The sequence below is a fragment of the Nocardia noduli genome, assembly GCF_019038455.1.
Classification (GTDB): Bacteria; Actinomycetota; Actinomycetes; order Mycobacteriales; family Mycobacteriaceae; genus Nocardia; species Nocardia noduli.
Genome location: NZ_JAFMPL010000001.1, coordinates 120458 through 141776, shown reverse-complemented (window position 1 = coordinate 141776; position 21319 = coordinate 120458). Strand labels below are relative to the sequence as shown.

Annotated in this window: 22 protein-coding genes; 13 read left to right on the top strand and 9 right to left on the bottom strand. The window is 65.8% G+C overall.

All coding sequences use genetic code 11. The features are described from left to right. The first annotated feature begins 108 nt into the window (after positions 1-108). The gene (locus tag JZ792_RS00735) at positions 109-1398 is read left to right on the top strand and encodes a diguanylate cyclase domain-containing protein (RefSeq protein ID WP_308165089.1); all 1290 of its coding nucleotides are present in this window, start codon (positions 109-111) and stop codon (positions 1396-1398) included. A gap of 35 nt (positions 1399-1433) precedes the next feature. Here the strand turns inward: JZ792_RS00735 and JZ792_RS00730 are convergent, their stop codons facing one another. Then, on the bottom strand, positions 1434-2120 hold the full coding sequence (locus JZ792_RS00730) for an NAD(P)H oxidoreductase (protein ID WP_216905623.1): 687 nt from the start codon (positions 2118-2120) through the stop codon (positions 1434-1436). Between the two features lie 121 nt (positions 2121-2241). On the opposite strand from JZ792_RS00730, the gene JZ792_RS00725 reads away from it, so the two are divergent. From JZ792_RS00725 to JZ792_RS00710, 4 genes are all read left to right on the top strand, one after another. Beyond that, positions 2242-3168, top strand: a complete 927-nt coding sequence (locus tag JZ792_RS00725; RefSeq protein WP_216905621.1) for an AraC family transcriptional regulator — start codon at positions 2242-2244, stop codon at positions 3166-3168. 204 nt (positions 3169-3372) lie between these two features. Beyond that, entirely contained in the window at positions 3373-4254 is an 882-nt protein-coding gene (locus JZ792_RS00720) for an alpha/beta hydrolase (RefSeq protein ID WP_216905619.1), read from the top strand. Between the two features lie 95 nt (positions 4255-4349). Then, the gene (locus tag JZ792_RS00715; RefSeq protein WP_216905617.1) at positions 4350-5510 is read left to right on the top strand and encodes an iron-containing alcohol dehydrogenase; all 1161 of its coding nucleotides are present in this window, start codon (positions 4350-4352) and stop codon (positions 5508-5510) included. Next, positions 5501-5701, top strand: coding sequence for a hypothetical protein (locus JZ792_RS00710; RefSeq protein WP_216905615.1), 201 nt, complete (start codon positions 5501-5503; stop codon positions 5699-5701). The genes JZ792_RS00715 and JZ792_RS00710 overlap by 10 nt, the downstream gene beginning before the upstream one ends. Positions 5702-5712: 11 nt before the next feature. Here JZ792_RS00710 and JZ792_RS00705 read toward each other — a convergent pair whose 3' ends face one another. Further along, positions 5713-6201 (bottom strand): hypothetical protein, encoded by a 489-nt coding sequence (locus JZ792_RS00705; protein ID WP_308165088.1) that lies wholly within the window; start codon positions 6199-6201, stop codon positions 5713-5715. 273 nt (positions 6202-6474) lie between these two features. Between JZ792_RS00705 and JZ792_RS00700 the strand changes: the two genes are divergently transcribed. Next, complete coding sequence (locus JZ792_RS00700; RefSeq protein WP_216905611.1) at positions 6475-6762, top strand: hypothetical protein; 288 nt, start codon at positions 6475-6477, stop codon at positions 6760-6762. A gap of 257 nt (positions 6763-7019) precedes the next feature. Here JZ792_RS00700 and JZ792_RS00695 read toward each other — a convergent pair whose 3' ends face one another. From JZ792_RS00695 to JZ792_RS00680, 4 genes are all read right to left on the bottom strand, one after another. After that, positions 7020-7715 (bottom strand): hypothetical protein, encoded by a 696-nt coding sequence (locus JZ792_RS00695; protein ID WP_216905610.1) that lies wholly within the window; start codon positions 7713-7715, stop codon positions 7020-7022. A 210-nt stretch (positions 7716-7925) separates the two neighbouring features. After that, entirely contained in the window at positions 7926-9428 is a 1503-nt protein-coding gene (locus tag JZ792_RS00690; RefSeq protein ID WP_216905607.1) for a tetratricopeptide repeat protein, read from the bottom strand. A gap of 182 nt (positions 9429-9610) precedes the next feature. Beyond that, positions 9611-11479: an ABC transporter permease family protein gene (locus tag JZ792_RS00685; protein WP_216905605.1), complete on the bottom strand. Its 1869-nt coding sequence runs from the start codon at positions 11477-11479 to the stop codon at positions 9611-9613. Continuing rightward, entirely contained in the window at positions 11476-12768 is a 1293-nt protein-coding gene (locus JZ792_RS00680; protein ID WP_216905603.1) for an ABC transporter substrate-binding protein, read from the bottom strand. Before JZ792_RS00680 ends, JZ792_RS00685 begins: the two co-directional genes overlap by 4 nt. A 481-nt stretch (positions 12769-13249) precedes the next feature. Between JZ792_RS00680 and JZ792_RS00675 the strand changes: the two genes are divergently transcribed. From JZ792_RS00675 to JZ792_RS00660, 4 genes are read left to right on the top strand one after another with little or no spacing between them, the layout of a single operon-like run. Further along, positions 13250-13582, top strand: coding sequence for a PadR family transcriptional regulator (locus JZ792_RS00675; RefSeq protein WP_216905601.1), 333 nt, complete (start codon positions 13250-13252; stop codon positions 13580-13582). Positions 13583-13584: 2 nt separating this feature from the next. After that, a complete protein-coding gene (locus JZ792_RS00670; protein WP_216905599.1) occupies positions 13585-13959 on the top strand; it encodes a DUF1048 domain-containing protein in 375 nt (124 codons plus the stop codon). Further along, positions 13956-14771 carry an ABC transporter ATP-binding protein gene (locus JZ792_RS00665; RefSeq protein WP_216905597.1) on the top strand — a complete coding sequence of 272 codons (816 nt, stop codon included), beginning with the start codon at positions 13956-13958 and terminating at the stop codon, positions 14769-14771. Before JZ792_RS00670 ends, JZ792_RS00665 begins: the two co-directional genes overlap by 4 nt. Beyond that, positions 14768-15529 carry an ABC transporter permease gene (locus JZ792_RS00660; protein WP_216905595.1) on the top strand — a complete coding sequence of 254 codons (762 nt, stop codon included), beginning with the start codon at positions 14768-14770 and terminating at the stop codon, positions 15527-15529. The genes JZ792_RS00665 and JZ792_RS00660 overlap by 4 nt, the downstream gene beginning before the upstream one ends. 88 nt (positions 15530-15617) lie before the next feature. Here the strand turns inward: JZ792_RS00660 and lysA are convergent, their stop codons facing one another. Together lysA and JZ792_RS00650 are read right to left on the bottom strand one after the other, a co-directional pair. Continuing rightward, positions 15618-16961 carry a diaminopimelate decarboxylase gene (gene lysA / locus JZ792_RS00655; protein ID WP_216905593.1) on the bottom strand — a complete coding sequence of 448 codons (1344 nt, stop codon included), beginning with the start codon at positions 16959-16961 and terminating at the stop codon, positions 15618-15620. A gap of 225 nt (positions 16962-17186) precedes the next feature. Continuing rightward, on the bottom strand, positions 17187-18050 hold the full coding sequence (locus JZ792_RS00650) for an SDR family oxidoreductase (RefSeq protein ID WP_216905591.1): 864 nt from the start codon (positions 18048-18050) through the stop codon (positions 17187-17189). An 87-nt stretch (positions 18051-18137) separates the two neighbouring features. Here JZ792_RS00650 and JZ792_RS00645 point away from each other — a divergent pair, with 87 nt between their 5' ends. From JZ792_RS00645 to JZ792_RS00635, 3 genes are all read left to right on the top strand, one after another. Continuing rightward, the gene (locus JZ792_RS00645; protein ID WP_216905589.1) at positions 18138-18890 is read left to right on the top strand and encodes a TetR/AcrR family transcriptional regulator; all 753 of its coding nucleotides are present in this window, start codon (positions 18138-18140) and stop codon (positions 18888-18890) included. 440 nt (positions 18891-19330) lie between these two features. After that, entirely contained in the window at positions 19331-19840 is a 510-nt protein-coding gene (locus JZ792_RS00640) for a DinB family protein (protein WP_254189077.1), read from the top strand. Positions 19841-20190: 350 nt separating this feature from the next. Beyond that, positions 20191-21114 carry an aromatic prenyltransferase gene (locus tag JZ792_RS00635; RefSeq protein ID WP_216905587.1) on the top strand — a complete coding sequence of 308 codons (924 nt, stop codon included), beginning with the start codon at positions 20191-20193 and terminating at the stop codon, positions 21112-21114. Between the two features lie 9 nt (positions 21115-21123). Here JZ792_RS00635 and JZ792_RS00630 read toward each other — a convergent pair whose 3' ends face one another. Further along, the gene (locus JZ792_RS00630; RefSeq protein ID WP_216905585.1) at positions 21124-21318 is read right to left on the bottom strand and encodes a ferredoxin; all 195 of its coding nucleotides are present in this window, start codon (positions 21316-21318) and stop codon (positions 21124-21126) included. Position 21319 lies beyond the last annotated feature (1 nt).

Below are 21319 nucleotides of genomic sequence, written 5' to 3'. Positions count from 1 at the left end.
AATAATCGGGTGCACCGATGAAACAGTCGCACGACAACCTTCACGCCCGACGAACTTGCGCCGCCGGTGACGACGCGCGCGGGATCGCGCGGCACGTCGACAACGAATGTGGGTGAAAGCATCGAGACCGCGGGCTTGGCAGGTTGTTGGTGGCAGACATTGTCCGACGCGATGGATCTGCCGATACCCGACGAACCGGGACGCTTGCTGTTGCGCGACCTGGTGATCGATCTGCTCACCGCGCTCGATGCCGAACCGTTCGACGCGACCGTCGGTTCACGTGTCGGCGCCGAACTGGCGGACGCGCGACTGGGTGACGACCGGGTTCCTGCGCTCTCCGCTCGCGTGCTGGCCGACCTCGTCGGCAACAGCGTCAGCCCGGACGCGACGGTTCGCTTCGCCGTACTGGTCACCGCGCTCGGTCAGGGCTATCAGCGTCGAGAACACGCGCTGCGCACCGGGCGCACGGATCCGACCGGCCACGACGCGGGCCTGCATCGCGACGCGCGATTCCGCGTGCTGTTCGACAGCCCCATCGTCGCGGTGGCCTTCGGCGATCTCGACGGAAATATTCTGGATGCCAATCCGGCGCTGGCCGAGATGATCGGCACCTCCGTCGAGGAACTGCGCGGGATATCGGTCTACGACTTCGCACACCCCGACGACCGCGCTGACATCAGCACCCTGCTCTACGAACAACTGGTTCCGGCACGAGAGGGTTCGGTCACCCTGCGCCACCGCCTGCTGCGCACCGACGGCACCGTCGGGCGTGCGGCGTTCGTCGTCACCTACATTCGAGGCACGGGGCGACAACCCGACTATCTGGGAGCCGTCGGTGCCGAAATCACCGAATGGTTCGACCTCGAGGACGATCTGCATCGACAGGCCCGACACGATCCGCTGACCGGCCTGCCCAACCGCCGCTACCTGCTCGAACAGATCACCTCCATGAGCACCGCGAACGCGAGCGAAACCGACCGGGTCGGAATATGTTTCGCCGACATCGACCACTTCAAGGACATCAACGACCGCTACGGTCACGACACCGGCGACAAGGTCCTCACCGCTGTCGCCTCCGGACTGCGTGACCTCGAACGGGAATTCGACTGCTTCATCGCACGACTCGGTGGTGACGAATTCGTCGCGCTCATCGCGCCTCCCGCCGACACCGACCGGGTCGGCCTCATCGCACACCGCCTGTCGTCGGTCGTCTCGATCCCGATCACCGTCAACGATCACCGATTGAACGTCTCGGTCAGCATCGGTGCGGCAGTGACCCCGGTCGCGGGAGTCACCGCCGAAACCTTGCTCCGCACCGCGGATTCCAGTCTGCACGAAGCGAAAGCACGCGGGAGGGGGCAGTGGATCGTCCACACTCCTTCGACCAGTTCCCGATAGCCTCGGACCCGCCCGCCCCCTTCCGACCCGACCTGTCAGGCCGGTACGCGGTCGGCGACGATGAACTCCTCCACGAATTCGGCTGCTCGGCGGTCGAATTCGGCGTACTGGGCGGTGCGCTCGGCGCCCGCGCTGGCGTCGTCGAGGAGGAAGTTGCCCGCGGCGTCGAGGCGCTGACGGCGTTCCTCGGCGTCGGGGAGTATGCCGACCGAAGAATGGGCGAAGCCGCAGTAGTAGGCCAGGCCCGCGTCGAGCTGGGTTTCGAGGGCGGCCCGCATATCCGGCAGTGCCGGATCGTCGCCCGCGATTCCGCCCAGGCCCAGCCACAGGATTCGTTTTCCTGCGAGGCGAGACTTGCTGCGGCCGTAGGCGAATCCGTAATTCCACACCCGATCGATCCAGCCCTTGAGGATGGCGGGAACGCTCAGCCAGTAGACCGGGAATACGGTGACGATCACATCGGCGGCGAGGATGCGCCGCATATGGTCTTGCACTTCGTCGGAATACGGCTTCTCGCGGTTTCCCCAGTCCGGCTGGTCCTCCGCGTTCATGCGCGGATCGAATCCCTCCGCCTGGAGATCGAGGAGGTCGATTCGGTAGCCCGCCGTCTCGAGTTGCGCGGTCGCCCGGCGGGCGGTGTGCGCGGTGAGCGAATCGGAGCGGTGATGGGCGACGACGACCAGAGCGGTACGACCGTGGTTCTCACTACCGTTGTGCGGCAATGTATTTCTCCTGACTGGCGGTGACGTCTAACTTTGCGATGTGTCCAGTACACCCTTGTTCGCGTGGACGATCCATAGGAGAAACACTTCAATAGATAGGAGTTCGTCTACACTGCGTGGCATGGATCCGGTGAGTTCTCTCCTGAACGGAATTCGAGCCGAAGGCTCGGCCGTCAGTCACGCCGTACTGAAAGCACCGTGGACCATCCGCTTCGCCGACCGCGCCCCACTGACCATGGTCACGGTGCTGCACGGCGGCGGCGTGCTGGTGTTGGCCGACGGCACCCGGAGGCCGGTCGAGCCCGGTGACACCGCGATCGTGCGCGGCCCGGAACCCTTCCACCTCGCCGATCACCCGGATTCGCTGAACCGCCCCCACATCGAATACGAAATCGCCTGCTTCACAGCCGATCCCGAATGCGTCACCGAAGAACTCTCCGGAATCCACTGGGGAACGAACTCGGCCGAGGCCACCGCGCTGATCGTGGGCGCCTACCGAACCTCGGGCCGTCGCCCCGATCGCCTACTTCGCGCCCTGCCCCCGGTACTCGTCATCCGCGAGGACGTCGACACCTGCGACTGGCTGGAGAAAGCGGCCGTCGATTCCGCCACCAACGCCGCCGGTTCACAGGCGCTCATGGACCGTCTCCTCGACTGGGCGCTGGTCTGCACCCTGCGCACCTGGTTCGCCCACGCGGGCTCCGCTGCCCCGACCTGGTACCGCGGCATGGCCGATCCCGTGGTCGCTCCCGCGCTCGAAGCCATCCACGGCACCCCGTCCCGGAGCTGGACCGTGGCCTCCCTCGCCGCCCAAGCCGGAGTATCGCGCGCCCTCTTCGCCAAGCGCTTCGCCGAACTCATGGGACGCCCGCCGCTGAGCTACCTCACCGAATACCGCATGGACGAGGCCGAAGACCTCCTGACCGCCTCCGACCTCACCGTCGCCCAGGTGGCCAAGGCCGTCGGGTACGCCGACTCCTTCGGCTTCAGTGCCGCTTTCAAGCGCTACAGAGGTATGAGCCCCAGCGCCTTTCGCGCCGCGGCCTGAGGTCGACGGGCCGCAACCGGCAGCCTCGATCTGCTCTCGGAGTCGCGAACAGCGTGACCGGATCACCCCTGCACCGAGTCAGTTGACCTACCCGATCACTCGATCAGGTTCGATGTGTCGGAGGAGCCGCCACCTCGCGGCCGGGTGAACGCCGCGACCAATTTCTGCCAGCGCTGCCTTCTCGCACAGCACACACTCGACAACATGACGACCCGCGCAGACACGACCTTCATTTCGGGCAACGAGCGGTGTGCCGCCTGGTGGTATCCCGCCGACGACACGACCGAGCCCGGCCCCGTGATCGTCATGGCACACGGCCTCTCGGGAACCCGCCGCGACCGGCTCGGAGCGTTCGCCGAACGTTTCGCCGACGCCGGATTCGCCGCGCTGGTGTTCGACCACCGCGGATTCGGCGACAGCGAAGGCGAACCCGACCTGTTCGTGCCCGCCCGCCAACTCGAAGACTGGCGCGCCGCGATCGCCTACGCCCGTGCGCGCCCCGAAGTCGACGCGCACCGAGTCGTCACTTTCGGCTCGTCGATGGGCGGCGGCAACGCATTGGCCGCCGCGGCCGAAGACCTCCGCATCGCCGCCGCGATCAGTCAGGTGCCGTTCCTCGACATCCTCTCGCAGGCCTACCGCGGACCACTGTCGGTGCGACTGCGCACACTACTGACCGCGGCCCGAGGGGGCTACCTGCCCGCCGTCGGACAACCCGACCAACCCGCGTTCATCAACGCGCCCGACAGCGAACACGGCTGGCGCCACGTCGTCGCGATCGGCGAGGACTCCCGCTGGCGCAACCGCGTCAGCGCCCGCTGGCTACTCGGCCGACCATTCCGACCCGCTCGTGCCGCGCGCACCCTGCACTGCCCGTGGCTGGTCTGCGTCGGCGAACAGGACCGAGTCGCCGCCCCCGGTCCAGCCATCCGCGCCGCCCGCAGCGCCCCATACGCGGAACTACGCCTCTACCCCGGCGTCGACCACTTCGACATCTACGACGGCCCCGAACATGTAGCGTTCGTCACCGACCAGATCGCCTTCCTCCACCGCCACGTGGGCGCGGCACAACCGGCGAGGCGGTGAAGGTGACTCCACCCTCGATTTCACCGAGCGCGCCCGGTCGACCCATCTCCTGCATGGGCCCTCGATACCCGGGCACCACCTGAGAGACTGCCACCATGTCATCCGTTATCGCGCTACCCCGGCTTCTCCGCATCGGCGGCGGCTGCTCCGCCGACTTGGCAGAGGTCCTGTCGGACGCGGAGCTGTCGCGTCCGTTGATCATCACCGACCCCTACCTCGCCGCACAGCCGTTCCTCGACCGCATAGTGTCCCGACTCGACGCGGCGGGGGTCCGAGCGGAGGTCTTCTCCGAGGTGCGACCGGACCCGACCACGGACTCCGTCGACAAAGCCGTCCAGGTGTTCCGCGGAGGCGAGTTCGACTGCGTGGTCGGTATCGGCGGCGGCAGCCCGATGGATACCGCCAAAGCCGTGGCATTGCTGGGATCACGCGGCGGCACCATGGGTGACTACAAGGCTCCGATCCTGACCGACACCCCGACCCTGCCGCTCATCGCGATACCGACTACCGCCGGATCGGGCTCGGAATGCACCCGATTCACCATCATCACCGACAGCGCCACCAACGAGAAGATGCTCTGCGCGGGACTGGCATTCCTGCCGACCATCGCCCTGGTCGACTACGAACTGACCATGCAGATGCCCGCACGACTCACCGCGGACACCGGAGTCGACGCACTCGTGCACGCCGTCGAGGCCTTCGTCAGCCGAAAGTCCAATCCGTTCACCGACGACCTCGCGCTGACCGCTATGCGCACACTGTTCACGAATCTGAGAACCGTGTACGAAGACCCGTCGAACGCCTCGGCCCGAGCGCAGATGATGCTCGCCTCCACCCAGGCGGGGATCGCGTTCTCGAACTCCAGCGTCGCACTGGTGCACGGCATGAGTCGTCCCCTCGGCGCGCATTTCACTGTGGCACACGGGCTCTCCAACTCGATGCTGATGCCCGACATCACCGCGTTCTCGGTCGACGCCGCGCCCGCGCGCTACGCCACCTGCGCACGCACGCTCGGAATCGCCACCGATGACCTGTCCGACTCCGAGGCCGCCGCGCGACTCGTGACAGGTCTGCGAGACCTCAACACCGATCTCGAGGTTCCCGGACCACGGCAATACGGAATCTCCCAGAGTTCGTGGCGGGAGAAGGTCGCCATCATGGCGCGCCAAGCCAAAGCTTCGGGATCACCCGACAACAACCCCCGAATCGCGTCCGTATCCGAGATCGAGGAGCTCTACGAGTCGCTGTGGAGATAGCTCCTAGGTGGCGCAACGGGACACCGTTGATCTGGAGCACCCCGAGTCCGCAACTCCGGTACGTTCCGGCTCAGCCGCTGCACATCGGCGCGATCAGCCCGGGAATGCTGGTGTCGAATCCGGAGTCGGTGACCCGCCCCGACACCGAGGTACGCGTCGCGGCGACCGCGCTGAACGATCCAACGAGGTAGCGGCCGGGTGGTCACACCCGCGGCAGTTCGTCGATCAAGCTGTCCAGCAAACCCACGTCGTGACGGTCCGCCCTCGGCTTCGGGAGGGTCGCGATGTCGAGTTCGCGCGGGAAGCCGTCCAAAACCCGACCGGGGTCGAGTCGTTCCAACCCCGCGTACCACTGAGTCAACGGTTCGGCCAAGCGAGCATGCAACTCGAAATGCCCACGCCGACGAGTACGATCACCGTCGCGTTGCCGTACCAACTGCTCAGGATCCGGAACCGACAGCAGCACAACATCGGCGAACCCGAGACGACGCTGCGCGAACATCTCCCGGACCGCGGTCAGTTCGTTCTCGAATCGGACGAGCGGTGCCGCCCCTACCGCGGCCAGGCACCAGCTGTAGTGCAGTTTCAGCGGGTCACTGTCACACACCGCCACACCGGTGCTTTCCTCCGAGCCCAGTGCCTGCGTCCATCGGCGCACATTGACCTGCGCCCAATAGCTTGCCTGCGCCACCGGGTCCGATCCATCCGGCTCTCGACCGGTCAGGGCATATTCCGCGACGAACGGTGCACCGGTAGCTCTGCACCACGTGGTTTTACCAGCGGCACTGGGCCCTTCGACAGCGACGATCACCGAGAAAACCTACCCAGCCACCAACCCTGCTCCGTACGCCGCCTCTCGTCCCTATCCCGCAAGAACGCACACCGTTCGCCCACGTGCAGGTTCTGCTCTGCGGGACGTGGTGACAGCTAGGGTGCGAGGTCGACGCTCGGCACGACATAGCGGGTGCGCTCGGTATTGTGTGCCTCCCTGGTCTCAGCAGCCGAATGGCAGGAGATCACCGGCGAACCGGCGCCGAGCACCCCGGTGACCGCGCATTCCTATGCCGAACGGGGCCTCCCCTGGTTCGACTATTACGACAGCGACGCCGAGGACCTCCCGCCCTCCGACAACCTCGCCGCCGTCCGCCCCACGGGCGAATGGCTGACCGACGAAGGCCACGACCCGGTCCTCGACCAGCCCCTCCCTGTGATCCAGCTGGGCAAATCGCCGGTCCAGGACGGAAAATGGTGACCTGCACAGTCCATCACGATCACAGCAGCCGGTCCCGCGCCGATCTCACCGGTGACGTCCCGGAACCCGACAGCTCGATCGGGCACACGGGCCGGTAACTCGTCCGGTGGCGGGCCCATAGTCGAGGTTGTCGGGTGTGTGCAAGTCCGATGCCGACAGCACGCAGCCTTCCTGAGTTGGCGGGGCCAACACGGCGGTCGATGCACCGTTGGCCGTGAGCGGACCGAAATTATCAGCCGCTCACGGCAATCGGGGTTTCAGGACTCCGCGACGGTCGCGTTGTCGTTCGGCTCCGTGCCCACGGTGTCGCTCGACTCGGCGGCGACTGCAGCATCGGTCTCGACCACCGGTACCGGACGTGCGGCGAGGAACTCGTCGACGATGCGGACATGGTCGCTGTGGGTGGTTCGGGCGGCACCGACCAGCCGCCCGTATGCCACCGGGCCGACCAACTGGGCGACCGCGGCGGGGACATTGTCATCGCCGAGCACCGCGCGGCCTTCTTCGGTCGCGAACAGTTCCTCGAACGGCTGACGGTAGTAGTAGTTCAATCCCATGCGGAACATGGCGGCCTTGGTCATCGCTTCACTGGCCTCGGCCGGGGCGCCGGCGGCGAACCAGGTCAGGGCGACCTTGCTCAGCGGCGCTGTTTGGATGACTACCGCCTGCCGGTCGACGAGCTCGATCAGCTTGTCGCGCAACGTCCCTTCGCCGGGCGCGGTCACGGTCGGCAGGAGCACGCGGTACATCGCGGCTGTCCCCGCCACTACGCCCTTGCCGAGATACTTGTACATGGTGGTCTTCGCGGCTGTCTTCTGCTGGCCGTAGGTGTAGACGGCAAGCGGTTTGAGACCACCCGACTTGATCAGTGTCGCCACCGCGCGCAGTTGCTCCGCCCGAGTCGGCGGCGTCGGCGGCGCCTGCGGCGTGTCTTCGGTGGTCCCAGTCGTCATCGGGTTCTTCCTCCAGAAATATGCTGTAACTGCCTCAGCGGGAACGCTTCTGCCGATCCTACTGTCGTCTTCTCCGATGCCGCCGGTGTGCCGGGGTTGTCGACGGCGCCGACGTCAGCGGGTGTGCCGTCCACAGACGCGATGTCGGCGATGCGCGGATAAGTGATACGACTCTTGGTCGTGCGACAGCCTCGAGTCCAGAGCAGTCGCCTACCCGTTTCGCTGTTCGGAAATGAGCAGTGGCCACTGGTCGATCGCGGACAGGGCGCCGCGAGAGTCGGGCACCGGACCGAATCTCCTCAGCTCTGCGCTTGCTTTGTCCGCATAGTGTCCGGCCAAGCCTACCGAGGGATTCAACCTGCGGGCTTCGGCAAGCCAGCCGCTGGCCTGTCGAACCACTCTGTCGTGGGGCGAGGACAGGTGGGGTGGCAGTAAGTGGCTGCCGTAGTCAGGCGCGACGACCATGGCCGAGCCGAGGTGCTGGAGGCATCGGCCGATACCTCGATCATCGGCGAGAGTCAGATAGGAGCCCAAAGCGCGCTGCCAGTAGCGCAGCGCGATGGCGTTTTCGCCACGAGCCCAACGCACTGCGCCCAGGATTTCATGGGTGTGGGCGCGACCTCCGGGGTTCCGCCCGCTCTCGGTCAGCGATTCCGCAAGCTCGAGACGGTCCTGAGCAGCGTCCACACGACCTTGGTTCAGGTGCACGATCGCGAGATTGATCAACGCGCACACCTGCCCCGCGACGTCGGCTCGTGGCAGTAGCCACCATGCGGCCTCCAGTTCGCTTTCGGCTTCGGACAGCGTCGACGGCGGCACGACCAGATTCATTCGCGTCCCGGAAAGGCGGCGCACAGCCTCGCGATGCTTCCAGCGGGCGAGCACGCCGCTCGAAAGGACACGCGAGCTATCTCCCTGCGGCTGGGGAGGCAGGTTCGCGCGCAACTGAATCAACGGGAGTTCCTCCAAGGCGCGGATGCCGAGAAGGCGGCCCGCCAACGCGAAACGATCCGCAGAGTCTGTCCGCGTGTACCAGACGTCCAACGCGTCGGAAATCCTGGCCAGCTCGCACGCGGTGGAATACGCAATATGTTGTGCGAGATCGTCTCCCATGCAGCCTTCCAGGATCTTGCGCAGGTAAGGTTCTTTGGCTTCGAACCACCGACGGGCTACTTTGGCAGTAGGGGTCAACTCGAGCGCGATCGCCCAACGGGCCGCTTGATCCGCGTGGTACCCGACCAGTGCGGGCATCGCTGCCCGCCACTCCGGGTAGGTGACTACGGTTTCGATAGCGGAAAAGTGTGGCATCGCGCGCAAGCAGTACCGGTCGGAGCGGAGATGTTCGACAATCTTGTTCGGCCCCGCACACAGTTCCGCCAAGAGCATTCGCGTGGTCCGCTGTTCCGACGGCGGATCGATCATCGGTATTCGTCCGGGTGCTTCCAGGATCGCGCTCAACACAGCCAGCAACGCCGCCGTCTCGAATTCGCGCACCGGCAGATGCCGCAGCACCGCAGCGACCCTGTTGTCGTTCAACGACCACAGTTCGCGCGGCGCTGCGCAACTACTACCGACGTATCCGTCGGCCACCGGCGCTCCGGGTCCCACCAGGTCTGCGACCATCGCGAGTTCGCGATCGGCGCGTCGTTGCTCACGAAACCCCGCCGTTCGCCGATACGCCACGTAACTACCGGCGACGAGCACCAGCACCACCGCGAGTCCACGCAGGGCGCCCCCGATCGCCTTGACGGTGGCGTTTTCGCCGAACGAGCTGATCACTACATTGCGGCCCAACTCGAGCACCAGGGCCCAGGCGACAACCTCGGCGGTACCGAGCAGCCCGTCCCAGATCGGTGACCGCGGTGTCCTGTCCGGCCGCGACGAATCCGGCTGTGTCATCGCGACACTCCTCCGGTCAATCCGGGCACCAGCCACCGTCGCCATGTGAGCAACAGCAATAGGACCGGCAACGCAGCCGACACCAGCGCCCCGGCTGCCAGCTCGGCAGAACTCTCGTTGAATCGCCTGACCCCACCCCACAGCAGCAGCGACCACGGACTGGCGCCTGCCCCGCTCATCATCAAACCGATGAAGAAGTCGTTCCAGACCTGGATGAATTCCAGCACCGCGACCGCGACCAGGGCGGGCCCGGCCGACGTCCACAGTCGACGGAGCGTCGTTTCCGAGGTGGCGAGCCCATACAACTCATCGTTGGCCGGACTGCCGGGTGGAGCCAGCAGAGCTCCGCGCAGGATCAGTACCGCGATCGGCAACCCGGCAGCGACATGGACGAAGATCAACGGAATTCTGGTACCGGACAGCCCGTATTCGTCGATGAACGTGTCCAGTGCACCGAGGTAGGTCTGGGCAGGCAGCACCGACAACACCACCAGGGTGACCACCGCGAGCTTCGAGGCCACCCCCTCGGGTCGCAACGCGGCGAGTCGATAGGCCACCGGCAGCGCCGCGGACACCACGATCAGCGTGGCCATTGTGGCAACCCACGCGGTGATCTGCCACGCGTGTCGCAGCGCCTCGTCGCGGAATATCGTCGAGAACGCGGAGAAAGCGAAACCGGAAGGTGTGACGAGACATACGCCAATCAGCACCGCGATTGGGATGAGCGCCGCCGACGATACCACCGCGATGCCGACGGCACGAATCGGTTCGAATCGCGTCCGTCCGGTCGCGGAGGCAGGCTTGGTCGTCGTATCTCGCCGTCTCCGATGGCTCTGCATGCCGATTTGCAGCAACCAGGCCACGAGTCCGACGACCAGCGTCAAAGGCAGCGAGTACGCCGCGGCAACCCCCGGCCCGAGGTCGGCGTCGGTAGCCAATCGCCACCAGTGCACCGTTGCGCTGTCGACCTCGTACTGCATCGAACCGGGCACCCCGATCAGCACCACGTCGAAAACCCGGGCCGCCGCGACACCGACCACAAGACCGACGACCAGCAGAACGGGACGCACCAATGCCAGCAGACGACCTACGAACCGGGCTCGTGTGTGGAACCTCGCCGATAGGGCACCACCCGTGGATCGGGCGCCATCCGCTGGATCGTGCAGATAGCCTGCACACACCGAATCATTTTCTATCGCCTGGATATCGGCCCGCAGCAGGCCGGTGAGGAAGCCGAGCCACGTCCATAGGAACGCCGACCCCAGCATCGCGGCGTACCAGAATCGGTAGCCGCCGACGGTATCGATACCGAGGCGCGCTGCCAGAAATTCGAAGATCAGCCGGAAGGCGACGCCGGAGACGAAGGCGGAAATGCCGAACGGGACGATCAGCGGCGCCCACACCCAGCGGGCGTTGCGCGACCACCAGGCGAGCGCCAGAGCCGATGCCAACAGAACGATCGCGAAAGCGACCCATACCAGTGTGCGCAGGTAAGCCCACAAGCCGTCCTCGGTCAGTGCCGCGCCGAGAAACCACAACGCCGCCACCGCCACGACAGCGAGTCCCGATCCCGAGGCAATACGCAGTTCCACGCGCTGCCCCGGTCGAAGTATCAGGGTCAGTCCGACGCACGCGACAGCCAGGACTCCACAGGAGCTCACCACCTGCGGACGAGCCTCCGCCGCCGTCCACACCGTCCACACCGCCGGCGCGATCAGCAAGGCGCACATCAGCACGAGGGCGGGCACCCCGGCCCAGCGCAGCCACCTGCGCGGACGACCGCCCGGCACGAGCGGCCCGCGCATTCGCCGAGGGGTGAGTTCGAGCTTCAGACCGGCAGCGTCGAACTCCGAAATTCCCGTCATCGCAATCCCCGCTCGAATCCGTCGAGTGCGGCGATCGCTCGGTCTATCGCCCCGCCGGCATCCTCGTTCGCACGGTCACCGATCTCGATCAGGAAGTCGGTCAGGATGCGCCACAACCCGTTCCGTCCACCGATGGCACCCAACTGGTCGGAGAGATCGAACGCGCTCCAGGCGCTCTGCGCTCGCACGATCGGTGCCATCAGCGCCGAATACCGCGCTTCGGTGCGAAGATTCGGCGCGATGAAACCGCCGTCCTCCTCGATCCACGGCACCGGCGCCTGCGGGGCGGCCAGCGCGGCGACGAGGCGCTCGGCGACCGGCGACGCGGGAGCGGTCACCACCATGACGTCACCACCGACGATCCGCGGGCGGTGCGCACCGGGGCCGACCGAGGGGAACGATGCGATGCCGACGACATCTTCTTTGCGTCCGGCAGCGCGCAGACCGGACCGCACAATCGGTTCCGCGAAGTCGGGGGCGATAACCATGGCGGCGCGCCGATGCTGGAATACATCCCGGATCGCGTCGGGGAACTGACGGGTCAACGCCACCGCGGCACCACCGGGGAAGGCACGCGGCTGTCCCCACAGTGTCGCGAGATGCCCGAAGGCCGCACGCACAGCCGGTCGCTGCCAGCTGCGTTCTTTCGGATGGGCGACCAGATCGTCGTAGGTGCGCGGAGATTCGGCGAGCAGCACATTCTCGAAGACATCGGTCAATACCCAACCGTCGGCCGCGCCGAGCGCGAGCAACCTGATCGGGGTATTCGACAGGACCTCCGCGCGATCGCGCCAGTCCGCGATCGTCCAGTCGGCCGGGACACCGAGATCGTAGTGCTCGATCGACTCGCGGTCGTACCAGACCAAGGATTTGTCGGCCGCCTTGAACGGCAGAGCGAACGTCTTTCCCTTGTGGTTCAGGAGTTGTCGCCACAGTTCGGGATACCGCGGCCCGTCGGCACCTGTCCACGGGTCCCCGGGGATCGAACGGATCTTTCCCGCTTCCGCGAGGGCTCGAACCTGTCCGGCCTGGGGAAGCATCACGATATCGGGTGCCGACTTGCCGCCCGCGGTGAACGCCGAGCCGATTTCGTCGCCGAGTGGAATCACCTCGATCGGATGCTCGAATGCCAACTGCGCGAGAACTTTCCGGAACGCGGCCAGCTCCGACCCGCTCCAGGACACTCCGATCCGCACCGCGCCGGGGTTGCCGAGCAGGATATTCGGAGCGCATGCCGCCGCCAGCGGCATGACCAGCCCCGCCTGTAGCACTGCTCTTCGCGTCCCCATGTACCCCCAGCCGTCGCCCTGTGACGGTCGGCCCCGATTATTCCATCGATGACCGGTACCGGCCCGCGATTCCGGAAGAGTTCGGGGCCGGTTCATGTTTGCCGGACGCAGTGATCGTCTAGCGAAAAGCGTTCCGCGAGTTCACGTGCGAACCCGTAGTCGCTCGATCGGCCTGCCCCCGTCCTATCTGATCGGAGCCTTGGCGGTGAAGCCACGTCGACCACCCACTTGCATCTACGTATATGTCTACTTATAGTTAGTACGCAGACCATACGTATACATCTACTTATAGCTAGGCCGCACCCCGATCGATCCACACGGAATGGCCGCGTCGATCCGAGGCGCGAGATGGGCCCCACACCAGGCCGATTCGACTCGGATCCGAGTTGCGACAACCACGCCGGAGATGCTTGCGCGAGATACTACTCAGTGTAACTATGTACCAGTAGTCATTAATACTAAGTAGATGGAAGGAGTGTTCATGGGCAAGCAGGAGACGGAGATGCTCAAGGGAACGCTGGAAGGGATCGTGCTGGCGATCCTGTCCGACCGCCCCGCGTACGGCTACGAGATCACCGCATGGCTGCGCGAGCAGGGCTTCTTTGATATCGCCGAGGGCACCATCTACGCCCTGCTGATCAGAGTCGAGAAACGGGGCCTGGTGGACGTGGCGAAGGTCGCCTCGGAGAAGGGACCTCCACGAAAGGTGTTCTCCCTCAACGCCGCTGGACAGAAATATCTCGACGAGTTCTGGAGGACCTGGAGCTTCCTCACCGAACGGCTCGAACAGCTCCGCGACAAAGGAGACAAATAAGCATGGAGATCTCGAAGCTCACCTCGAAAGTGATCGGTGAACTCGGCGAGAAGAAGCGGTGGCGGCAGTACAGGGCGCGCACGAAACAGCTGCCCGAGACCTACCGCACCGCGGTCGACGCGTTCGAGCGGTACCTGATGTTCGCCGGACAGGGTGGTGGGGTCGCCATGTTCGAAGACCTCGCCGATCTGTTCGAGCAGAGCGCCGCGGACGCGACCCCGATACACGATGTGGTCGGCGAGGATCCGGTGGAATTCATCGAGACGTTCGCGCGCAACTACCGAGAAGAGTCCTGGATGAACCGGGAACGGGCACGGCTCGTCAGTGCCATCGAGCACGTCGGTGACAACGGAAAAGAAGAGCAGGGCCTTCGATGACCACACAGCACGCACCGGCGATTCACGTCCGAGGGCTGAAGAAGTCCTTCGACGACCTGGATGTACTGCGCGGGGTGGATTTCGACGTCGCCCGGGGCAGCATCTTCGCACTGCTCGGCTCCAACGGGGCAGGCAAGACCACCATCGTGAAAATCCTGTCCACCCTGGCCAGGGCCGACGCGGGAATCGCCACCGTCAACGAGTTCGACGTAGCCACCCAACCGGGCAACGTACGCGAATCCATCAGCCTCACCGGACAGTTCGCCGCGGTCGACGAAATCCTCAGCGGCCGCGAGAATCTGGTGCTGATCGCGAAACTTCGCCACTTGAAGGGCGCGGACACGATCGCCGACGACCTCCTCGAACGGTTCTCGTTGACCGATGCCGCCACACGGAAGGTTTCGACCTATTCCGGAGGCATGCGACGTCGCCTCGACATCGCCATGAGCCTCATCGGCAACCCACCGGTCATCTTCCTCGACGAGCCGACGACCGGGCTCGACCCCCAGGCACGCATCGAAGTATGGCAGGCGATCAAGGAACTCGCCGAACACGGCACCACGGTACTGCTCACCACCCAATACCTCGACGAGGCCGAACAACTCGCCCACCGGATCGCGATCCTGCACCGGGGCCGGATCATCGTCAACGGCACGCTCACCGAACTCAAGGCACTCCTGCCGCCCGCGAAAATCGAATACGTCGAGAAGCAGCCCAGCCTCGAAGATGTCTTCTTCGCCCTCGTCGGCGACGAAGACGGTGTCCCCTCCCATGACCGCGGTACGGCGGCCACCAGCAAGGAACAACAATGACCACCTACTTCTTCGCCGACACCGGCCTGCTGCTCGGACGATCCCTGCGCCACATCACCCGTAGCGTCGACACCATCATCACGACCACGATCCTGCCGATCGCGTTCATGCTGTTGTTCGTCTACGTCTTCGGTGGCGCGATCGACTCGGGATCGGACTCGTACGTGCAATACCTGCTGCCCGGCATATTGCTCATCACCATCGCCTCGGGCATCTCCTACACCGCGTTCCGGCTCTTCCTCGACATGAAGAGCGGCATCTTCGAACGATTCCAGTCCATGCCGATCGCGCGGTCCTCGGTGCTGTGGGCACACGTGTTGACCTCGCTGGTCGCCAATCTGATCTCGCTCGTGGTCGTCGTGCTGGTCGCCCTGGTCATGGGCTTCCGCTCCGGTGCGGGAATACTCGCCTGGCTCGCGGTTCTGGGCATCCTGCTCCTGTTCACCCTCGCATTGACCTGGGTGGCGGTGATCCCGGGACTGACCGCCGAGACCGTGGACGGGGCAAGCGCATTCTCCTACCCGCTGATCTTCCTGCCTTTCATCAGTTCGGCCTTCGTCCCGACCGACACCATGCCCGGTCCGTTGCGTGCCTTCGCCGAAAACCAGCCGGTCACCTCCATCATCAACGCCATCCGCGACCTGTTCACCCAGCAAGCCGTCGGCACCGACATCTGGATCGCGTTGGCCTGGTGTGTCGGCATCCTCGTCCTCGCCTACCTCTTCGCCATGGCCACCTACCGCCGCAAGATCTCCTGAACCCTCTGTTCGGGTCGGTCCCGACTCAGGGCCGCAGACGTCGTGCCGCACAGTCTCCGGACGTCGCTCTCCGCCGTCGCACGGGTCGTCAATGGCCGACGTCGCGGCGCAGCAGGTCGTCGATGGTTTCGCGGCGCAGCAGTTCGCGGCATCGACCGTCGCCGACCGCGATGATCGGTGGCCTGCCGACGCTGTTGTAGGTGGACGCGAGGCTGTGGTGGTAGGCGCCGGTGCACGGGACGGCGAGAACCTCGCCGGGGCGCAGGTCGACGGGAAGGCGTACGTCGGCGGCGATGATGTCACCCGCTTCGCAGAACCGGCCCGCGACCGTCGCGGTCATCTGGGCGCAATCCGGGTGTCGATTCGCGACGACCACGCTGTAGCGCGCGCCGTCGAGGGCCACGCGCGCGTTGTCGCCCATACCGCCGTCCACGGTGACATACGTCCGGCCGCCCTCGACGTGTTTCACCGAGACCACGCGGTACAGGGTCACACCGGCGCGGGCGACGATCGCTCGCCCCGGCTCGAGTGCGATTCTCGGGCGCGGAAACCGATGACGGGCGCAGGCGGCGTCGAGCGCGTCCTCGATGACATCGGCGAGTTCGGCGAGGTTCATCTCCGCGTCGCCGCCCCGGTAGGCGACCGCGTGTCCACCGCCCAGATCGAGTTCGGTCAGGATGACGTCGTGCTCGCGCCGCACCATCGCCATCTCGGCGATCATCCGCCGCACCGCCTCGCCGTAGTGGTCGGGATCGTGGATCTGCGAGCCGAGATGGCAGTGGAAGCCGACGAGATCCAGTTCGGGCCTGCGCAGCACCCGCTCGACGGCCTCGGCGGCGGCGTCGCTTGCGATCGGGAACCCGAATTTCTGATCCGTGACACCGGTTCTCACCGCGGGATGCCCGCGCACGTCGATTCCGGGCGACAGGCGGATCAGCACCTTCTGTGTACCGCCGACCAGGGCCGAGAGCATGGTGATCTCGGCGAGCGAGTCGACGACGATCCGCCCGACGCCCGCCCGTACCGCGGCCTCGAGTTCGTCGAAGGATTTTCCGTTGCCGTGCAGCACGATCCGTCCCGGCTCGATTCCGGCGGCGAGCGCGATGACCAGCTCGCCCGCCGAGCACACGTCGACCGAAAGTCCCTCCTGCCCGACCCATTTCGCGACGGCGCGGATCATCATGGCCTTACCCGCGTAGATGATCTCGGCGTCGGGGAACACCCTGCGGTAGGCGCGGCAGCGTTGTCTGACCTCGTCTTCGTCGATGACATAGGTCGGTGTCGCGTACTGGTCTGCGATATCGGCCAGCGCGACCCCGCCCACGGTGACGCGGCCCGCGTCGTCGTAGTGCGTCTCACGCGGCCACACCGCCGAGTCCAGGCGCGAGGGCATTCCCGACCGCAGCGACGGGAAGATTTCGAGCAGCGTCACGGTGTCTCCTGATGGCGTCCCCGCTGTTCGTCAGGCGGGGTCGATATCAGGCATACGCCGAGTGGTACCGGCCGGGACGGTCGCTGACACATCCCTGACCGGTACGGATCCGTTCTTGACGGAATATTGGCGTCGTCGCGCACGCATTCGTTCAGCGTCACGCGGAGTTCGTTCGTTCGATGCGAGTCCACACGCAGTCCGGAGCAGCCGTCCGAGTGCGGCCTTTCAGTTCGCCGACAATGCCTCGCGCAGAACCGTGTCGAAGCCGATGGGCTCGCGGCCGATCAACGTCGCCAATGTCGGGTCGACGGCGGCGAATTCACCGGCTCGGCCGGCGGCGAAGATGTCCACCATCATGTCGGCCTGCTCGGCCGGGACGCCGTAGCTCACCATCTGCTGACGGAACTCCTCGTCGGAGACGGTCACGCGTCGGATGGTTCGGCCGGTGAGCTCACCGGCGATCGCGGCGATCTCCTCGAAGTCGATCGCCCGCGCGGCCGTCAGCGGCGGTGTGGGGCCGTCGAATCGGCCTTCGTCGGCGAGGATGGCGGCGGCCGCGGCGGCGAGGTCTGCGTGTGCGGTCCAGCTCACCGCTCCGTCGGCGGGGAGCACGAGTTGTCCGGTCTCGGCGGCCTGTCCGAAGAACCGCATCGCGCTGGCGGCGTAGAACCCGTTGCGCAGTGAGGTGAACGGCACGCCGCAGGTCCGCAGCATGTGTTCGTCGGCGGCGTGATCGCGGCAAGCTTCGAAGCGCGAGGCCGGGGCGGCGCCCATATGGCTGGTGTAGAGGATGCGGTGTGTGCCCGCCGCGACGGCACCGTCGATAGCGGCCCGGTGCTGCCGCATGGCTTCTGCGCCGAGCTTGTCGACCGAGACGATGAGCACTTGCGTGGCGCCTTCGAAAGCGTGGGCCAGGCTGTCGGGGTCGGTGAAGTCCCCCTGTCGCACCCGCACGCCGCGGTCGGCCAGGTCCTGGGCTTTTCGCACGTCGCGGACGCTGACACCCACCTGGTCGGCCGGTACCCGCGTCAGCAGGTTCTCGACGATTCGACGGCCGAGTAGCCCGGTGGCTCCGGTCACGATGATCATGCTGTTCCTCACTTTGATTCCATTGGAAACGTCATTTCGTTAACAATGATACTCTCACTGGAAACAGTCAAGCGTTATCGTTGATTCATGAGATCGCCCACGCCGACCAGCAAGCCCACGACCGCCGTCGAACCCGACGGCGTCGCTTCGGGGCGCGAACAGCATCGGCAGCGCGTCATCGAAGCTGCCGCCGAGTTGTTGGAACGTGGGGGTCGTGACGCGGTGACCACCCGTGCGGTGGCGGAGGCGGCGGGCTTGCAACCACCGGCGATCTACCGGCTCTTCGGTGACAAGGACGGGTTGCTGGAAGCGGTGGCGCAGTACGGTTTCGCGAAGTTCGTAGCGAGCAAGAAGGTCGATCCCGACCCGACCGACCTCATCGACGACCTGCGGGCCGGTTGGGATCTGGCGGTCGAGTTCGGACTGTCCAATCCGGCGCTCTACACCCTCATGTACAGCGAACCCGCCGGACGCGAGTCGTCCGCGTTCCGGGCCGGATTGGAGATCCTGCGCGGACGGGTCCGTCGGCTCGCCGCGGGTGGCCGGTTACGTGTGGACGAGCAACTCGCGGCCGGGATCATTCACGCCACCGGCAGGGGCGCGGTCCTCACGTGGTTGTCCCTGCCGGAGCCCGAGCGGAATCCGGCTCTGCTCACAGCTCTGCGCGAGGCCATGGTCACGGCCGTCACCAACGAGCGCCCGGCCGTGCGGGACACCGGACCGGCGGGCGCGGCCCGCGCCCTGCGCGCCACCCTCCCCGAGGAAACGACACTCACCGGCGCCGAGCAGCAACTCCTCCGGGAGTGGCTGGACCGGCTCGCAGCCGACCACGTCACATAGGCCGATGCCCGCTGGTCACCATCGTGTCCCGTCGCATCGCGCGTTGAAGGATCGGCCCGGATGCGGCCGGTGCCCGGATCGACCCGATGAGCATCTCGACCTCGAATGATCGGGATCGAGCCGCTCAGCGGCGGGCACCGGACCAGCCACGTACGGTGTCGCGCTGCTCAGCGGCCGGTTCCGGCGTGCACGACGGAAGCCGACAACCGCGCACTCAGCGAGCGGTCGTCCGGGCCTGCGGCATGAATCATCGACCTCAGCGCGTGCGCGGGCTCCCTCACGCAGATCACCTGCCCCAAGGGACGAGTGACGACACCGGTACACCGATCGCGCGCCGCAACACAATGTGCCACTCCTCCTCCGTGCGGAGAATTCGAACCCGAAATCATCGCTACAACAACCATATTCGAACGAAATGAGAGCCCCCCATGACATGGTCGATGCCACGAATCACCGTCGGTACCGAACGCCGATTGCTGGAGAGCATGCTCGACCGCAACCGTGCCGAGTTGGTCGATACGGTGCGTGGCCTGTCCGAACAGGACGCCCGCCTGCGCCTGGTCGCCTCTGTGACCACCCCGCTCGGTCTGCTCAAACACGCCGCGGTCGCCGAGCGGATCTGGTTCCAGCATGTCTTGGCGGGAGTGCCCGAGAGCCAGTGCGGCGGTGCCACGACGCCGGGGGACGCGAGTTTCATGGTCGACGACAACGAGTCGGTGACCGATGTGATCGCGGAATTCGAGCGCGCCAGCGAACGCTCTCGCGTGGCGGCGGCCGCCTTCGATCTCGATGAGATCAGGACACATCCGCGCATCGGCGAGGTCAGTTTGCGATTCATCTATCTGCTCGCTATCGAAGACTTCGCGCGTCATGCCGGGCACAGTGACATCCTGCGCGAGCAGATCGACCATTCCGCTCCGCCGTGTATCCCCGATGCGGCCCAGACGTAGTCGCTGCGACCGGTCCCCGAAACCCTCGCAGGCTCGTCACCGGCACCGACGCACGTTCCATCCGACCGATCGCCGAACTCGTACATCGACGCGCGCGCCGAAGTGTGCGACGCCATCCCGGCGCGGGGTAGCGACGTCGTGAACGCGACCTCATCCATCCGACGGAGATACGGCGTCGAATGCACCGCAGGCACACCGGGTTCCAAATCCCCTGCTGCCGTGTCCGCTCGCTACGGCATGTGTTTCGCAGGTACCCGCCGAGCAGGTGGGTTATCGTTTTCAGCAGGCGGGAAAGCGATCGTTGACGCAGCCGTGCACACCTGTTGTGGCGGTGGAGTTTCGAGGTAATCGTGGATAAGTCCTGGTTCGTGGGCGTGGACCGGTTTCAGCGGGATCTGAAGGAGTTCGCCCGCTCGGTCGAGGTGCGGTACGACGCGTCGGTCCTGGAACCGATCCTGGACGCGCTCGGTGATCGTGTCGCAGATACGTGGCCTGCCGTGCGCACCACGACCCACCCGGTGCCGCAACGCGCGGTCAATGTGCGGCTGAACAACTTCGCCTTCGCCGCGCAGCCCGCGCGAATTCTGCGTGAGGCCGGATTGCTCTCGTTCACCGGTCATCCGATCGAGCGGGTCCTCGCCGAGGTGTCCGCCACGCTGCCCGTGCTGTGGGGCGTCGATATCGGGGTCGCCGCCGGTGTGCAGAAGATCTGGATGCTGTTTCCCGAGACCATCGGTATCCGACAGTTGCTGCGATTTCCCGCGATCCCCGAGGCGATACACGGGCACGCCGAACATCTCACCCATTACGGCGACCGAGTCGCGATCCTGGGCCTGGACTTCCTCAGCCACACCATGAACGTCTACTCACAGGTACTGGCGCCGGGAACGCTCACGGGCGACGACATCCGCGCCGCGCTGGCCGAGCTGGATCTCGTCTCGGCCACCGAAGACGAATTGCGGGTGCTGGGCCAGAGTTTCAACATCTACCGCACCTTCTCCTGGGATTCGCCGCGGATACAGCGCGTGTGCTTCCCCGTGCGGTGTTCCCGCGAGAACTTCCCGACCCATCTGCATCCGGTACTCGAACGCTTCGTCGACGGCGCGCCGTATGCGGGTGCCGGAGCACAGAGATTCAACTTCTACGCCGCCTACGGTGCCGACGACCGGTACTACAAGGTCCAAGCCGACTACACCTCCCCCGACGGCGCCACCCTGCCCGACCGCAAGACTCCCGAAATGATCCAAGCGGCAACATATCCCGACGGCCGGTGACGGCGGAGCTCAGGATTCATCGATTTCCAGCGCCCCGGACGGGCAAGCCGCCACGGCCTCACGCACCGCCGCGTGATCGCGTTCCGCGCGCACGGCGCGCGCACGCACCCTGCCGTCGTCCTCGTCCTGATCGAAGACCTCCGACGCGATGAGCGCGCACATGCCCGCACCGATACAGCGGTCCCGATTCGCGGCGATTCGCATC

Bases quoted from the DNA above. Each gene is read 5' to 3' on its own strand.
- JZ792_RS00630 (WP_216905585.1), bottom strand. From the start codon at position 21,318: ATGCGAATCGCCGCGAATCGGGACCGCTGTATCGGTGCGGGCATGTGC.
- JZ792_RS00680 (WP_216905603.1), bottom strand. From the start codon at position 12,768: ATGGGGACGCGAAGAGCAGTGCTACAGGCGGGGCTGGTCATGCCGCTG.
- JZ792_RS00660 (WP_216905595.1), top strand. From the start codon at position 14,768: ATGACCACCTACTTCTTCGCCGACACCGGCCTGCTGCTCGGACGATCC.
- JZ792_RS00670 (WP_216905599.1), top strand. From the start codon at position 13,585: ATGGAGATCTCGAAGCTCACCTCGAAAGTGATCGGTGAACTCGGCGAG.
- JZ792_RS00725 (WP_216905621.1), top strand. From the start codon at position 2,242: ATGGATCCGGTGAGTTCTCTCCTGAACGGAATTCGAGCCGAAGGCTCG.
- JZ792_RS00695 (WP_216905610.1), bottom strand. From the start codon at position 7,715: ATGACGACTGGGACCACCGAAGACACGCCGCAGGCGCCGCCGACGCCG.
- JZ792_RS00665 (WP_216905597.1), top strand. From the start codon at position 13,956: ATGACCACACAGCACGCACCGGCGATTCACGTCCGAGGGCTGAAGAAG.
- JZ792_RS00720 (WP_216905619.1), top strand. From the start codon at position 3,373: ATGACGACCCGCGCAGACACGACCTTCATTTCGGGCAACGAGCGGTGT.
- JZ792_RS00640 (WP_254189077.1), top strand. From the start codon at position 19,331: ATGCCACGAATCACCGTCGGTACCGAACGCCGATTGCTGGAGAGCATG.
- JZ792_RS00715 (WP_216905617.1), top strand. From the start codon at position 4,350: ATGTCATCCGTTATCGCGCTACCCCGGCTTCTCCGCATCGGCGGCGGC.
- JZ792_RS00685 (WP_216905605.1), bottom strand. From the start codon at position 11,479: ATGACGGGAATTTCGGAGTTCGACGCTGCCGGTCTGAAGCTCGAACTC.
- JZ792_RS00675 (WP_216905601.1), top strand. From the start codon at position 13,250: ATGGGCAAGCAGGAGACGGAGATGCTCAAGGGAACGCTGGAAGGGATC.
- JZ792_RS00645 (WP_216905589.1), top strand. From the start codon at position 18,138: ATGAGATCGCCCACGCCGACCAGCAAGCCCACGACCGCCGTCGAACCC.
- JZ792_RS00650 (WP_216905591.1), bottom strand. From the start codon at position 18,050: ATGATCATCGTGACCGGAGCCACCGGGCTACTCGGCCGTCGAATCGTC.